Raw genomic sequence first — 13,425 nt, 5'->3', positions numbered from 1 at the left:
CATGGACAGTCATTCAAGCCCAACAGCAAAACGAACGAAACACGCGGCCTTGGCCCGGCCCGATATGGGCGAATTTGGGCGGCACGAATTAGCCATTTTGGGGGCTCCCTGCGGGGAGATTCAAGCCTTGGTAGCCCGATTGCTGCCGCATCTTGCCCCGAAACTACGGGTAGCGTACGTCGATGCCGACCACGCCGCTGGCGATGCCGCCGAGGGTTCGGCAGCAGCCCAGACCAACCCGGTGCCCTACGTAGCCGCCAATGGCCTTTCCGCCGAGCTAGTCGATAAAATAACCTACCGCCAGCTCAACCTGACGCGGGTGCTGGACAAGTTTTCGCAGCCCGAGCTGCTGGCCCACGAAAGCGTGGTGCTCGTCAATGGCAACCACTTTCGGGCCCGCCAGCAAGTGGTGATTGTGGACCCGCGCAAGCCGCTGGATAAGAAGCTCGACCGCCTCACCGACGTGCGCCTCATTCTCCTGGCCGAGGGTCAAACCGACTTGCCCGCTGTGCTGGCCGAGCACCTGAGCGCCGCGCCGCTGCCCCCTGTGCTGCGCCTCGCCAATACCGCCGCCATCGCCGCTTTCATCCGGCAGTGGTACGAACTGGCCGTGCCGGTGCTGCGCGGCCTCGTGCTGGCCGGCGGCCGCAGCGAACGGATGCAGACCGACAAAGGCGCCCTGCACTACCACGCCCTCGACCAGCGCCAGCACACCGCCGCGCTGCTCAGCGAATTTTGCCCCGACGTGCGCGTATCCGTGCGTCCCGACCAGGCCGCCGAGCTGCCCGCGGGCCTGAAGCCTTTGCCCGATACGTTCCTCAACCTCGGCCCGCTGGGGGGCTTGCTATCCGCTTTTCAGGCCGACCCTAATGCGGCATGGCTGGTACTGGCCTGCGACTTGCCCTTTCTCACCCGCACCACGCTGGAGTTTTTGGTGACGAACCGGCAGCCGGCCCGCGCCGCTACGGCCCTCAAAAGCCCTTGGAATGACTTTCCGGAGCCGTTGGTCACCATTTGGGAACCGCGGAGCTACGGGCAGTTGCTGCGGTTTTTGGCGCTTGGCTATTCCTGCCCGCGGAAGGCGCTGATTAATTCTGATATCGAACTACTAACTCCGCCAGTGCCCGAAGAGCTGCGCAACGTGAACACGCCCGAAGAGCGGGCCGCGGCGCAGCGCGAATTGATTCGCTAACCCACTGCCCCGATGCAGGTTGGAAGTTTATTGCGGAAACTGCGCAGATTTTTTTGGCCCTTATGGTACATCTGTTGACTTAAAAAGGTCGTTTACGGTTCTGATTGGCACACTTTTCGAGTAGGGCCAATCCGAATCCATATTCAACCTATTCAGTCACCATGAAAAAATCTGCATTTCTAATCGGGGCTTTATTCGCTACGGCGGCGGTTTCATCGGCCCAGGCCCAGGACGTGCGCTTTGGTTTGCGCGCCGGTGCTAATTATTCCAACCTGGCCGGCAACATCAAAAACGAAGATACCTACAATAACAAAATCGGTTTTTTGGGCGGTGTAATGGTCAACGTGCCCGTCGTGGAAGGTTTCTTCTCGGTGCAGCCCGAAATTCTGTATTCGCAAAAGGGCTTTGAGAACAAGCCCACCGAATTCACCGACATTCTGGGCCGCAAGCAAAAGCGCGAGGGTGATGTCAATTTCAACTACATCGACGTGCCGGTGCTGCTAAAAATCAACGCCGCCGGTTTCATCGTCGAGGCCGGCCCGCAGTACTCCTACCTGCTCAGCTCCAACAACGAGACCAAAACGACCATTACGCCTGCTCTCGGCGGCGCGCCGTCCACCGTCGAAGCCCGCGACAAAAACGACGTGAGCGGCCTCAACCGCAACGAACTCGGCTACCTGGCCGGCGTGGGCTATCAAGCTGAAAACGGCCTGAGCCTGAACCTGCGCTACACCGGCGCCTTCAGCGACTTCGTAAAAAGCGACGATAACAGCTATTTCGACGGCGACCTGAAAAACGCTCGTCACTCCGCCTTCCAACTCTCGCTCGGCTACTTGATTGGAGGCAAGTAATTCTGCCGCTCGTCGCATGATTGCCCGCCTGTCATGCTGAGCATCGCAAAGCATCTTCTGACCGCTGAACAAAGTAGTTGTTGTGTGACAAGATGCTTCGCTGCGCTCAGCATGACAGATGAAATGTTTTGCCATTAAAAAGCCCGGTTCCTGCGCAGGAACCGGGCTTTTTGGTGAATACAGATAAGCTACGGATGCGCCGCTACCCACTCCGTGCCGTCCTCGTATTCCTCCCTTTTCCATATCGTCACTACTTGCTTTAATGTGTCGATTATGAACTGGCAGGCGGCGAAGCTTTCGGCGCGGTGCGGCGTGGCCACGGCCACCACCACGGCCACATCGCCAAGAGCTAGCGTGCCTTTGCGGTGCACCACGGCCACTTCCTGAAGCATGGGCCACTTTTCGTATGCCTGCGCTACCACATGGCCAAGCTGCGTGAGGGCCATGCTATCATAAGATTCGTAGTGCAGGCGGCGCACTGGGCGGCCGCCCGATTGGTTGCGCACCGTGCCGATAAAGGCGTTGACCGCACCCGCGGCGTCGGTTTGCACGGCAGCGAGGGCCGCAGCTACGTTGATGGGTTGGTCGGTGATTTCGAGGTGGGGCGTCATTATGGACATTGCAAAAAGTAGCGCGGACTTTTAGTCCGCGAGTTGCTGCTCGGAGAAGCAACGCCGATGTGGTAGTTCAGGCGCGGACTAAAAGTCCGCGCTACGGGTTAGCCGCCGGCTACGGGCGGGATGAGGGCAATTTCATCGACTGTGTGCAAAGGCTGGTCGAGCGAGGCGTATTCGTTGTTTACGGCCACGGCGCAGCTGCGCAATTCGCCCAGAGCGGGGTATTGCTTGCGCATTTCGGCCAGCAGCTCGCCCACCGTAGCAGGTGCCGGAGCGGGAAGCTCTATAACCGACGTACCCACGATATCGCGGGTGATGCCGAACAAGGAGACTTTTAAAGACATATCTTTCGACGTAAAATAGTGGTGTAAACCGGCGCTCAGCAGGGCTTTCGAGCCTGCTGCGTACCCCATCTGAACACCTGGCGGCTGTCGGGGGTTTACCGCAAGCGGGTTGTCTTACGTACAGCCCGACAAAATTGGTGATAAACGTGCTTTCAACTGCTTCTCCTGCGGCCACCAACGTGGTTTCGACGCTCTACGACCAGCACGGCCGGCCGCTAGAATACCTGCGCCTAGCCGTGACGGACCGCTGCAACCTGCGCTGCTTCTATTGCATGCCCGAAGAAGGCATCAAGTACATGCCCAAGCACGAGTTGCTGAGCTACGAAGAAATGCTGCGCCTCACCGGCCTGCTGGCCACCATGGGCGTGCGCAAAGTGCGCCTGACCGGCGGCGAGCCCTTCGTGCGGCGCGACTTGGTGCCCTTCATGGAACGCCTGGCCCAGCTGCCCGGCATCGAAGACATCAGCCTCACCACCAATGGGGTACTCACTGCACCGCACGTGCCCGCGCTGGCCCGCATGGGCGTGAAGGCGGTAAACCTCAGCCTCGACACGTTGGACCGCGCCCGTTTTGCCAGCATCACGCGGCGCGACGAGTTGCCGCGCGTGATGGAAACGTTCTACGCCTTGCTAGACGCCGGTATCAAGGTCAAAATCAACGCGGTGGTGATGGACGGGCAGAACATCGATGCCTTGATTCCTTTGGCCGACCTGAGCCGCACCCTGCCCGTGGACGTGCGCTTTATCGAGGAAATGCCCTTCAACGGTGGCAGCCACGAGGCCGGACCCGATTCGCTGCCGTGGAACCACGTGCGCATCCGCCAGCACCTCGAGCAACATTTTGGCGAGCTCACGCCGGTGGCCATGGCGCCCGGAGCTACTGCCTCAGATTATTCCATTGCCGGCCACCAGGGCCGTGTGGGCATCATCGCGGCGTATTCGCGCACGTTCTGCGGTACCTGCAACCGCCTGCGCATGACGGCCGAAGGCGGCATCAAAACCTGCCTTTATGACCAAGGCGTGCTCGATGTGCGGGCCCTGCTCCGCGGCGGCAAGGACGACGAAGAAATAGCCGCAGCGCTCGCGGCGGCCTTCCGTTTCCGGGCGGCCAACGGTTTCGAAGCGGAGCGACAGCGGCCCCTGCACCAGCTTAGCTTCGAGAGCATGGCCACCATCGGCGGCTAGCTAGCAGCGTGGCAGTTCGCGTTTTTGCCTGCTAAAACATGCCGTTGGTATTCTGCGCCGCTTCGGGCACCACTTGCAGCACGTCCCAGTGCTCCACGATTTTTCCGTCCGCATCGAACCGAAAAATGTCGATGCCGGCGTAGTCGTGGCCGCCGGGCCAGGTTTGGTGGCAGTGCAGCACCACCAGGTCGCCTTCGGCCACGGCGCGGACCACGCGCACGTGCTTGCCGGGGTATTCGGCCTGCATGCGCAGGAAATACGCGAGGAAGCCCAGCTTGCCGTCGGCCACATGGGGGTTGTGCTGAATGTACTCGGCGCCGACGTATTGTTCCAGCGCTTTGCCGGGCTGGCAGTCGTTGAACATCAGCTCATAGAAAGCAATGGCGTTCTGCTTGTTATGGTCTTGTTGGGTCATGATTTCGGAGCGGGAACGTTTGCTGGAAGCCGGAAAAACCTTTTACGAATAAAGCAACTACTCCGTGCTGGCCGGCGTTGGGGGAGCTTGTAATTTGCTAAAAAATAGTGTGAAACGGCCCCTGCCCAGCGCTCGGGCCGAGAAGGTATTCGGTATGATTTCATTGACTGCAACGGCCCTGCCCATTTCCCGAAAAGCCCACCGGTTGGCAGTGGGCGCTTTGTTTTTCCTGTTGGGCCTGTGCTTTGCCAGCTGGGCTTCGCGCATCCCGAGCGTGCAGCAGCGCATGGGCATTTCGGAAGCGCAACTGGGCCTGTTGCTGCTGGCGCTGCCCATCGGCCAGCTGCTGTCGTTGCCCGTCACGGGCTGGCTGGTGGCCAAGGAAGGCAGCCGCAAAGTGGTGCTGTGGGGCGTGGTGCTCTATGCCACGGCCTTGGTGGCCATGGGCTGGGCCAGCAACCTCTACCAGCTGATACCCTGCCTGATACTGTTTGGCGTGGGCGGCAACCTGACCAATATTTCGGTGAATACGCAGGCCGTGGGCGTGGAGCGGCTCTACAAGCACAAGCCCATCATGGCTTCCTTCCACGGGCTGTGGAGCCTGGCGGGGTTTGCGGCCGCGGCGGTGGGCGCTTTCATGATTGGCCACGCGGTGCCGCCGGGCGTGCATTTCGTGCTCATTGAGCTGTTTATCCTGGCAGGCTTGGCGGTGAGCGCCGGCTACACCGTGCGCGAAGACACCGGCGTCGACCCCGACCAACCCATTTTCGTGAAGCCCGACAAAGAGCTGTTGGGCCTGGGCGCCATTGCCTTTTGTGCCCTCATCTGCGAAGGCGCCATGTTTGACTGGAGCGGCGTGTATTTCAAAAAGGTTATTCAGGCTGATAAAGATTGGGTGGGCGCGGGCTACACGGCTTTTATGAGCACCATGGCGCTGGGCCGCTTTGGGGCCGATAAGCTGGCCGAGCGGCTGGGCGCCCGGCGCGTTATTCAGCTCTGCGGCTTGCTCACCGCTACCGGCCTGTCTATTGCCGTGCTGCTGCCGATGCTGGGCACGGCGCTGTTCGGGTTCTTTTTGGTGGGGTTCGGGACGTCGGCGGTGGTGCCGCTGGTGTATAGCGCGGCGGGTCGGTCCACGCATATGTCGGCGGGTATGGCGCTGGCTTCGGTTTCGACCATTGGCTTTTTGGGCTTTTTGCTGGGGCCGCCGGTGATTGGCATGGTGGCCGGCGCCACCAGCCTGCGCTTTTCGTTTGCCCTAATTGCCTTTATGGGCTTGTGCGTGTCGGCGGTGGCCAGCCGGGTGCGGGTGTAGGTTGCCGGAGTTATGCAGGAGAGCCCCAAAAAAGAACGTCATGCAGAGCGCAGCGAAGCATCTCGCATGCAATAAGTAATTAGCGGTGGCACGCGAGATGCTTCACTGCGCTCTGCATGACGTTCTTGAGTGCTGAAACGCTTCTCAACCATCAAAACCCATCCAATCCACCTCATGGAAGTAACCCAAACCGCCACCAAATACACCTGGGACGACATGCCCAAAGAGCAACTGTCGGACCAGTTATCGCGCCGCCTCATCACGGGCAATGACATGATGCTGGCCCACGTGTACCTCAAAAAAGGCTGCGTTGTGCCCCTGCACCACCACATTAATGAACAGATAACCTACATTCTGGAAGGCGCTTTACGTTTCCATATTGGGGCCGAAGACGGCGAGGAAATCATCGTGCGGGCCGGCGAAGTGCTACACATCCCGTCCAACGTGCCGCACACGGCGGAGGCCTTGGAAGACACGCTGGACGTGGACATCTTCAGCCCGCCCCGCCAGGATTGGTTGGATAAATCCGACGATTACCTGCGCCAGAAATAGCCCATGGACCTCGGACTAAAAGGCAAAGTGGCCCTGGTGGCCGCCGCCAGCAAGGGCCTGGGCCGCGCCGTAGCCGAAGAACTCGCGGCCGAAGGTGCCTCGCTAGTGCTATGCGCCCGCGGCGAAGAAGCTCTCCAGGAAACCTGCGCCGCCATCGCGGCGGCTACCGGCGTGCCCGTGCTCGGCGTGCCAGCCAATGTGGCCGACCCCGCCGACGTGGCCCGCGTGGTGCAGGCCGCCATGGAGCGGTTTGGCCGCGTCGACATTCTGGTGACCAACGCCGGCGGCCCACCCGCCGGTACCTTCGACACGCTGAGTCGGGAAATGTGGGAGTCGGCCACGCACCTGCTGCTCACCAGCGTGGTGGAGCTCACCCGCGCCGTGCTCCCCGGCATGAAGCAGCGGGGCTGGGGCCGCATTCTGAACGTGACGTCCATCGCGGCCAAGCAACCAGTTGACAATTTGTTGCTCTCCAACAGCCTGCGCGCAGCCGTGACCGGCATGGCCCGCACGCTGGCCAACGAAGTCGCGCCGTTTGGCGTCACGGTAAACAACATCCTGCCCGGCTACACGCGCACCGAGCGGGTGGTGAACCTGGCCGATGCCGTGGCCGCGCGCGACGGCATTTCGGCCGCCGATGCCACGGCTCGTTGGGAAGCCGAAATTCCGATGCGGCGCCTCGGCGAGCCCCGGGAGTTTGCGGCCCTAGCGGCTTTTTTATGCTCGGAGCGCGCCAGTTACATCACCGGCAGCTCCATTGCCGTAGATGGGGGCTGGATTCGCTCGCTGCTATAATGGCGCCGGGTAGCGCAACCTAAATACACGTCATGCAGAGCGCAGCGAAGCATCTTGCCCGCCACCACTAGACCTATCGTAAGGAGTAGCGGTGGCGGGCAAGATGCTTCGCTGCGCTCTGCATGACGTTCTTCTTGGCCTGTTTCTGCTTTCGCTTCTTCCTTCTCCTTATCACCTCACCCTACCCACGCTTTGGACGAGAACCGTTCCCACCGGCAGAAAATGCTCACGTTTGCCGGCGTTTTGTTGGCCATGTTTCTTGGCTCGCTCGACCAGACCATTGTGTCCACGGCGCTGCCGCGCATCGTGGAAGATTTGCACGGGCTGGAGCGGTTTACGTGGGTAGCCACGGCGTATTTGGTGGCCAGCACGGCACTGGTGCCCATTTATGGCAAGCTCGCCGACATGTACTCGCGGCGCAAGATTGAGGTCACGGCCGTTATTATTTTTCTCATTGGCTCGATGCTGTGCGGGCTGGCCGGCGAGTTTGGCCCGCTGCCGCTGCTGGGCGACGGCATGAACCAGCTGGTGGTGTTCCGGGCCATTCAGGGGTTCGGCGGGGCGGGACTATTCGCCATGGCCTTCATCATCATTGCTGATTTGTTTCCGCCGGCTGAGCGGGGGCGGTACCAGGGGTTTACGGGGGCGGTATTCGGTACTTCGTCGGTGCTGGGGCCGTTTCTGGGCGGTTTCCTCACCGACCACGGCAGCAACCTGATTCCGGGCGTGGCCGGCTGGCGGCTGGTGTTCTACGTGAATCTGCCGCTGGGCCTGCTGGCTTTGTGGTTTATCCTGACCCAGATGCCCGCCCTGCGCCCGCGCAGCCAGCCCAAGCCGTTCGATTACCTCTCGGCCGCCTTGCTCATGGCGGGCTTGGTGCCGCTGGTAATGGCCCTGCAACTCAATAGGGCGGTGTACGGCTGGACGGACCCCGTCACGCTGGGGTTGCTGGCGGTGGCTGTGGTTTCGCTGGCAGGGTTCGTGTTTCGCAGCCTGCGGCACGAGAACCCCATCCTGGATTTTCAGCTCTTCCAAAACCCCGTGTTTCGGACGGCCAACGGGGCGCTGTTTCTGCTGGGCGGCGCGTTTCTGGGCATCATCATCTTCCAGCCGCTGTTCATGGTGAACGTGCTGGGCGTGTCGGCCACCAAAGCCGGCGTGAGCCTCATTCCGCTCTCCATGGGCGTGGTGATGGGCTCGCTGCTGGCAGGCCAAATGGTGTCGCGCTACGGCCACTACAAGCGCTGGATGCTGGCCGGACTGGTGGTGCTGCTCGGCGGACTTTCGCTATTAGCTACCATGCCCGCCAACGTGAGCTACTACCAGGTGCTGGGCTATTTGCTGCTTTGCGGCATCGGCCTGGGGCCCACCATGCCGCTCTACACGCTGGCCATTCAAAATGCCATCGAGCCGCGTCTATTGGGGCAGGCTACGTCGGCCAGCCAGTTTTTTCGGCAGATTGGCGGAGCCATTACGGCCTCGGTGCTGGGAGCCGTGCTCACCCTAACCTTAGCGCAAAACCTGCCCGCGGCCGGTGCGCCGCTGTTGGTACCGGTGCGGCAGCTGGTGACGAGCGAAGGGCCGGCCCTGCCAGTGGGCGCGGCATCAGGCGCCGCCTCGCCGGTTATGCGGGCAGCCTTTTCAAAAGCAATTTCGCGGGTCTACTTCGTCAATATCTTTTTGGTCGTGGGCGGACTGCTTCTAACTCTTTTTGTGCCGGAGCTGCCTTTGCGCAAAACCAACGCGGAGCCGGGCGCAACTGCAGAGTGACTTAGTGAAGAATTAAAGAGAATAGCCGGCTTTGGGTATCGAACGAGGAGTGGATGAGGGAAATGACGTTTGCCTTTTTCAAAAGTCGAACCCTACTACTTCCCCAACCCCACCCAGCCGCGCCGCAGAGCGTAGTGCAGCGCCGTGCCCACCACCAAACCCACTAAATAGCCGTACGGCAGGCCGGCGCAGAGCAAGCCCACCAGCAGCGCCACCAGCAGCTCGGAGTGCCGGCCGCTGATGTCGCGGAGCAAGGCGGCCAGCGTCAGGGCTTCGAACAGGAGTAGCACGCCCAAAATAGGCAGGGGGAAAATCTGGACCACCTGCTGAAATCCCTGGCTGAAAAACAAGCCCAATACCAGGAACAGGGCGCCATACAGCAGCACCGAGCCGCCCGTGCGCGCCCCAAAGGCGTAGTGCCCCACCATGCCGCCCGAGCCGTGGCATACCGGAAATCCACCCAAAAACGGGTTCAATAAGTTCATCAGCGCGTACGTGAAGCTGATTTTGCGCACCGTGAGCTGCCGCTCGGGGAAGTAGTCGTTGGCAATCTGACGGGTGGCCAGCACCGAGTTGCCCAGCGACAACGGAATCTGGGGCAGCGCCAGCAGCACGGCCCCGGTCAGGATATCGGCCATTTGCGGCACGTGCCAGGTGGGCAGGTGCAGGCCAACGGCCCGCTGCGCCGTGGCCAAATCCAGCTTGAAAACCAGCGCATACGTCACGCCCAGGGCAATAACTGCTAGTGCCGCCGGCCAGCGCCGGTTGCCCAGCAGCACCACCGTGATGATGAACGCCACCGCCGCTAGCGCAAAGCCGGGCAGGCCGTCGGCCGGTACGTACTGTTTCAAGGCCAAAGTGGCCAGCTGCAGCGCCAAGCCAAACTGAATGCCGCGCACCACGGCCTTGGGCACGAGCCGCGCCAGGGCATCAATCAGCCCCGTTACCGACAGGAAGAACATGCTCACGCCAATGGCCAGCCCGCCGCCAAAAATGACCCGCCCGGGAATTTTCTGGGCAATAACCAAGGCAGCGAAGGCCTTGAGCGGCTGCACGGGCATGGGCATGCGGTACCACAGCCCCGAAAACACCTGCATCAGCCCGAACATGATGAGCACGCCGGCGCTGTCCATTCCCGAGGCGGCAATGACGCCGATGAGCAGCGGCAGGTCGGTGCCGAGGTCGCCAAACGCGCCGGCCAGTTCGTTGCGGTCGAAGCGGATGGGTGGGCGGCGGGTAGAGGCAAGGCTCGGTTCGGCCTGGGTCAGGGTTGAGGGTTCCACAGTGGCAAAGGTCGGGAAGTAGCGTGGACTCTGCGAGTCCGCGCCCGTGTGGTTTCGTTCGTTCGATGCGCGGACTCGCAGAGTCCCTCCGGGTACGACCACGCTACAGGCAGTGCTACTGCGGAGCCGTTTTTTCGGCCACTTCCTCTGCTATTTCGCCCAGATACTCGCCGCTGCTCAGATGGCGGCGGCGGAAGCGCAGGGGCCGCAGGCGCTTGCCCAGGGCGGCTTCGGCCAGGTTGTGGTCGAGGGCGCCTTCGGTGTGCGCCAGAAAAACGGTGGCCACCCCGTTGCCAATAAAATTGGTGATGGAGCGCGCTTCCGACATAAACCGGTCCACGCCCAGCAGCAGGGCCAGGCCTTCCACCGGAATGACTTTGAGGGCGGTGAGCGTGCTGGCCAACACCACAAAGCCGCTGCCTGCCACGCCGGCCGCGCCCTTGCTGGTCACCATCAAAATGCCCATCATGGTCAGAAGTTGAGCGCCGGATAAATCGACGTGGAAGACTTGCGCCAGAAAAAGCGTGGCCAGCGACAGGTAGATAGTGGTGCCGTCCAGATTAAATGAGTAGCCCGTGGGCACCACCAGCCCCACCACCGGCTGCGCGCAACCCATGCGATCGAGCTTTTCCATGAGGCCCGGCAGGCCGGCTTCGGACGAAGAAGTGCCGAGCACAATCAGCAACTCGGCCTTGATGTACTTAAGAAACGACCACATGCCGATGCGGCAGTAGCGAAGAATGCCTCCCAGGATAAGAAAAACGAACACGGCCATGGTCAAGTACACCGTGGCCATTAGCTTGCCCAGTGGCAACAGCGTGGCAATGCCGAACTTCCCAATGGTGAAGGCCATGCCGCCAAACGCCCCAATGGGCGCTAGCAGCATCACCAGATGCAGCCCACGGAATACGTATTTCGAGGCTTCTTTCAGAAAATGAATGATGCGCTTACGCCCCGCGTATTTGCTCAGAACGATGCCCAGCACGATGGAGAGCAGTAGCACTTGCAGCGTAAAGTTATCGGCCAAAAAGTGCAGCCAGGAGAACTCAACGGCCCGTTTGGTGTACTCGCCCACGGCCGCGCCGCTGACCTTGCCCACCGCCACCCCGGCGCCGGGCTTCACCAAAGCCGCCACGCCCACGCCGATGAGCAGCGCCAGCGTGGTCACGATTTCGAAATACAGCAGGGCCTTGCCGCCAATGCGCCCCACCTTCTTCAAGTCGCCCATGGTGCTGATGCCGAGGGTGATAGTGAGGAAAATAATGGGGTTGATGAACAGCTTGACGACGGCGATAAACCACTTGCCGAGAAATTCAGTTTTCACGGCGGTAGCGGGTGCAAAGTGCCCCAGCAGCGCTCCGCTCACAATGGCCAGCAGCACCCACAGCGTAAGATTTTGAGTCAGCTTTCTGAATTTCATTCGGTAGAAGTTGTAACTACGGGATAGGCAACGAGGCGCAAGAACGGCATGATGAAAGAACGTCATGCAGCGCGCAGCGAAGTAGCTTGCCCGCCATCACTAATCTTTTTCGTTTGACGATTGGTTTAGTTATGGCACACGTCATGCTTCGACAAGCTCAGCATGACGTGTAGATTAAAATTTATATTCTCATCCTATTCATGGACCCTGCCATTCTGCTCCCCGCCGCTAGTTACGAGTTTGCCACCATTCAAAAAGTGAGTGGCGCGGGCCCGCCCGTCACGGCCTCCGACCAGCTGGCCGCTGAGGAGCCGCTGGAAATCCGCGTGGGCTATGAGGTAAATGGCCAGCGCGAGCACCGCACCTTATCCGTGACCATGCGCACGCCCGGCCACGACGAAGAGCTGGCTGCCGGCTTCCTGCTCACCGAAGGCATTATTCAGCACAAATCCGACTTATTGGGCATTATCCCTTGCCCCGATGTGCAAAAGGCCGAAGAAGCCGGCAACGTGACCCGTGCCGAGCTCGCCGCGCACGTCAAAGTGGATTTCTCGGCCATGGAGCGTCATTTTTATACTAGCTCCAGCTGCGGTGTGTGCGGCAAAACCAGCATCGACGCCGTGCGCACCGCTTCCTGCCCGGTGCTGCCCACCGATGGCCCGTATTTGAGCTACGAAACAGTGCACCGGTTGCCCGAGCGCCTGCGTGCCGCTCAGGCCGGCTTCGAGCAAACCGGGGGCCAGCACGCCTCGGCGCTGTTCACGCCAGCGGGTGAGCTGGTCTTGCTGCGCGAAGACGTGGGCCGCCACAATGCACTGGACAAGGTGATTGGTGCCGCGCTGCTGGCCGAGTGGCTGCCGCTTCACCAGCACGTGCTGTTGGTGAGTGGCCGCGTAAGCTTTGAGTTGGTGCAGAAAGCCGCCGCGGCGGGCATTGGCATTATTGCCGCCGTGGGTGCCCCGAGTAGCCTGGCCGTGCAGGCCGCCGAAAACTTCGGGATGACCGTGCTGGGCTTCGTGCGCCAAGGGCGCTACAATATCTACAGCCACGGTTGGCGCCTGAAAGAGGCCAATGGCTAGGCGAAATACTTGCCGCGCGAGCCGGCCACGACAGTGCCGGTTTTACGGCACCGGTGAAAGGTCGTAATAGCAGACGCTGGCCTGTTTTTAAATAGTAAGTAGTAAGAGCCGCCGTATAAAGCCAATAGAAACTACAAAATTCTGGCTGCCTTTCGGGGCAGCACAAGCGAGTTGCAAGGCCAATTTTACGCTGCTTAAGCCGGGCACTAGATAACCCCGGCTATATCTTCCCGCTTAAGAAACCGTATTCAATTCCAGTATGAAACTCCGCTTCGAAGACAATTCCATTCGCCTCCGGCTCTCTGAAGCTGAAGTTGCGCATTTTGCTCAGACTGGCCGCGTCGCGGTAGTCGTGCCACTGGGGTTGTCGTCGCGGGAGAACCTCACTTATGCGCTGGAGCGCTCCGAAACCGAGGAATTTCGCATCACCCACGGGGCTGGAGCCATTACCATCAAAGTGCCGGCTGCCTTGGCCACCAAGTGGACCAGCACCGACCAAAACGGTCTCTCCGCCACCCTGATGATGGCCGAAAGTCAGCCCCTGAAAGTGCTGGTTGAAAAGGATTTGGACTGCCGTCACTAATTGTTGGCAAAATCGTAACAGGCGG

The 13,425-nt window shown here is 60.8% G+C and carries 14 protein-coding genes; 9 read left to right on the top strand and 5 right to left on the bottom strand.

Going from position 1 to position 13,425, the window contains the following annotated elements; translation table 11 throughout:
- Position 1 precedes the first annotated feature (1 nt).
- Together I2I05_RS16820 and I2I05_RS16815 are read left to right on the top strand one after the other, a co-directional pair.
- The gene (locus tag I2I05_RS16820) at positions 2 to 1,192 is read left to right on the top strand and encodes an NTP transferase domain-containing protein (protein WP_230688384.1); all 1,191 of its coding nucleotides are present in this window, start codon (positions 2 to 4) and stop codon (positions 1,190 to 1,192) included.
- A gap of 161 nt (positions 1,193 to 1,353) precedes the next feature.
- On the top strand, positions 1,354 to 2,043 hold the full coding sequence (locus I2I05_RS16815; protein WP_196283421.1) for a porin family protein: 690 nt from the start codon (positions 1,354 to 1,356) through the stop codon (positions 2,041 to 2,043).
- Between the two features lie 188 nt (positions 2,044 to 2,231).
- On the opposite strand, the gene I2I05_RS16810 is transcribed toward I2I05_RS16815, so the two are convergent.
- Together I2I05_RS16810 and I2I05_RS16805 are read right to left on the bottom strand one after the other, a co-directional pair.
- Positions 2,232 to 2,663 (bottom strand): molybdenum cofactor biosynthesis protein MoaE, encoded by a 432-nt coding sequence (locus I2I05_RS16810; protein ID WP_230688383.1) that lies wholly within the window; start codon positions 2,661 to 2,663, stop codon positions 2,232 to 2,234.
- 98 nt (positions 2,664 to 2,761) lie between these two features.
- On the bottom strand, positions 2,762 to 3,004 hold the full coding sequence (locus I2I05_RS16805) for a MoaD/ThiS family protein (protein ID WP_196283420.1): 243 nt from the start codon (positions 3,002 to 3,004) through the stop codon (positions 2,762 to 2,764).
- A 146-nt stretch (positions 3,005 to 3,150) separates the two neighbouring features.
- Here I2I05_RS16805 and moaA point away from each other — a divergent pair, with 146 nt between their 5' ends.
- On the top strand, positions 3,151 to 4,188 hold the full coding sequence (gene moaA / locus I2I05_RS16800; protein ID WP_317192368.1) for a GTP 3',8-cyclase MoaA: 1,038 nt from the start codon (positions 3,151 to 3,153) through the stop codon (positions 4,186 to 4,188).
- Positions 4,189 to 4,219: 31 nt separating this feature from the next.
- Here the strand turns inward: moaA and I2I05_RS16795 are convergent, their stop codons facing one another.
- Positions 4,220 to 4,603, bottom strand: coding sequence for a nuclear transport factor 2 family protein (locus tag I2I05_RS16795; protein WP_196283419.1), 384 nt, complete (start codon positions 4,601 to 4,603; stop codon positions 4,220 to 4,222).
- 154 nt (positions 4,604 to 4,757) lie between these two features.
- On the opposite strand from I2I05_RS16795, the gene I2I05_RS16790 reads away from it, so the two are divergent.
- From I2I05_RS16790 to I2I05_RS16775, 4 genes are all read left to right on the top strand, one after another.
- Entirely contained in the window at positions 4,758 to 5,918 is a 1,161-nt protein-coding gene (locus I2I05_RS16790) for an MFS transporter (protein ID WP_196283418.1), read from the top strand.
- A gap of 174 nt (positions 5,919 to 6,092) precedes the next feature.
- Complete coding sequence (locus I2I05_RS16785) at positions 6,093 to 6,470, top strand: cupin domain-containing protein (protein ID WP_196283417.1); 378 nt, start codon at positions 6,093 to 6,095, stop codon at positions 6,468 to 6,470.
- A 3-nt stretch (positions 6,471 to 6,473) separates the two neighbouring features.
- Positions 6,474 to 7,265, top strand: a complete 792-nt coding sequence (locus tag I2I05_RS16780) for an SDR family oxidoreductase (protein WP_196283416.1) — start codon at positions 6,474 to 6,476, stop codon at positions 7,263 to 7,265.
- A gap of 192 nt (positions 7,266 to 7,457) precedes the next feature.
- A complete protein-coding gene (locus I2I05_RS16775) occupies positions 7,458 to 9,035 on the top strand; it encodes an MDR family MFS transporter (protein ID WP_230688382.1) in 1,578 nt (525 codons plus the stop codon).
- Between the two features lie 95 nt (positions 9,036 to 9,130).
- Here I2I05_RS16775 and I2I05_RS16770 read toward each other — a convergent pair whose 3' ends face one another.
- Together I2I05_RS16770 and I2I05_RS16765 are read right to left on the bottom strand one after the other, a co-directional pair.
- The gene (locus tag I2I05_RS16770) at positions 9,131 to 10,318 is read right to left on the bottom strand and encodes a putative sulfate/molybdate transporter (RefSeq protein WP_317192367.1); all 1,188 of its coding nucleotides are present in this window, start codon (positions 10,316 to 10,318) and stop codon (positions 9,131 to 9,133) included.
- A 115-nt stretch (positions 10,319 to 10,433) separates the two neighbouring features.
- Positions 10,434 to 11,738 carry a cation:dicarboxylate symporter family transporter gene (locus tag I2I05_RS16765; protein ID WP_196283415.1) on the bottom strand — a complete coding sequence of 435 codons (1,305 nt, stop codon included), beginning with the start codon at positions 11,736 to 11,738 and terminating at the stop codon, positions 10,434 to 10,436.
- A gap of 200 nt (positions 11,739 to 11,938) precedes the next feature.
- Between I2I05_RS16765 and fdhD the strand changes: the two genes are divergently transcribed.
- Complete coding sequence (gene fdhD, locus I2I05_RS16760) at positions 11,939 to 12,817, top strand: formate dehydrogenase accessory sulfurtransferase FdhD (protein WP_196283414.1); 879 nt, start codon at positions 11,939 to 11,941, stop codon at positions 12,815 to 12,817.
- Positions 12,818 to 13,076: 259 nt separating this feature from the next.
- On the top strand, positions 13,077 to 13,400 hold the full coding sequence (locus I2I05_RS16755) for a DUF7009 family protein (protein ID WP_196283413.1): 324 nt from the start codon (positions 13,077 to 13,079) through the stop codon (positions 13,398 to 13,400).
- Positions 13,401 to 13,425 lie beyond the last annotated feature (25 nt).

It is taken from the genome of Hymenobacter jeongseonensis (genome assembly GCF_015694725.1).
In the GTDB taxonomy this organism is placed as follows: domain Bacteria; phylum Bacteroidota; class Bacteroidia; order Cytophagales; family Hymenobacteraceae; genus Hymenobacter; species Hymenobacter jeongseonensis.
The sequence above is the reverse complement of the archived record's forward strand: the minus strand, read 5'-3'. Positions and strand labels throughout refer to the sequence as shown.

Excerpts from the sequence above, each read along its gene's own strand:
- I2I05_RS16820 (WP_230688384.1), top strand. The coding sequence starts at position 2 with ATGGACAGTCATTCAAGCCCAACAGCAAAACGAACGAAACACGCGGCC.
- I2I05_RS16815 (WP_196283421.1), top strand. The coding sequence starts at position 1,354 with ATGAAAAAATCTGCATTTCTAATCGGGGCTTTATTCGCTACGGCGGCG.
- I2I05_RS16810 (WP_230688383.1), bottom strand. The coding sequence starts at position 2,663 with ATGTCCATAATGACGCCCCACCTCGAAATCACCGACCAACCCATCAAC.
- I2I05_RS16805 (WP_196283420.1), bottom strand. The coding sequence starts at position 3,004 with ATGTCTTTAAAAGTCTCCTTGTTCGGCATCACCCGCGATATCGTGGGT.
- I2I05_RS16795 (WP_196283419.1), bottom strand. The coding sequence starts at position 4,603 with ATGACCCAACAAGACCATAACAAGCAGAACGCCATTGCTTTCTATGAG.
- I2I05_RS16790 (WP_196283418.1), top strand. The coding sequence starts at position 4,758 with ATGATTTCATTGACTGCAACGGCCCTGCCCATTTCCCGAAAAGCCCAC.
- I2I05_RS16785 (WP_196283417.1), top strand. The coding sequence starts at position 6,093 with ATGGAAGTAACCCAAACCGCCACCAAATACACCTGGGACGACATGCCC.
- I2I05_RS16780 (WP_196283416.1), top strand. The coding sequence starts at position 6,474 with ATGGACCTCGGACTAAAAGGCAAAGTGGCCCTGGTGGCCGCCGCCAGC.
- I2I05_RS16765 (WP_196283415.1), bottom strand. The coding sequence starts at position 11,738 with ATGAAATTCAGAAAGCTGACTCAAAATCTTACGCTGTGGGTGCTGCTG.
- fdhD (WP_196283414.1), top strand. The coding sequence starts at position 11,939 with ATGGACCCTGCCATTCTGCTCCCCGCCGCTAGTTACGAGTTTGCCACC.
- I2I05_RS16755 (WP_196283413.1), top strand. The coding sequence starts at position 13,077 with ATGAAACTCCGCTTCGAAGACAATTCCATTCGCCTCCGGCTCTCTGAA.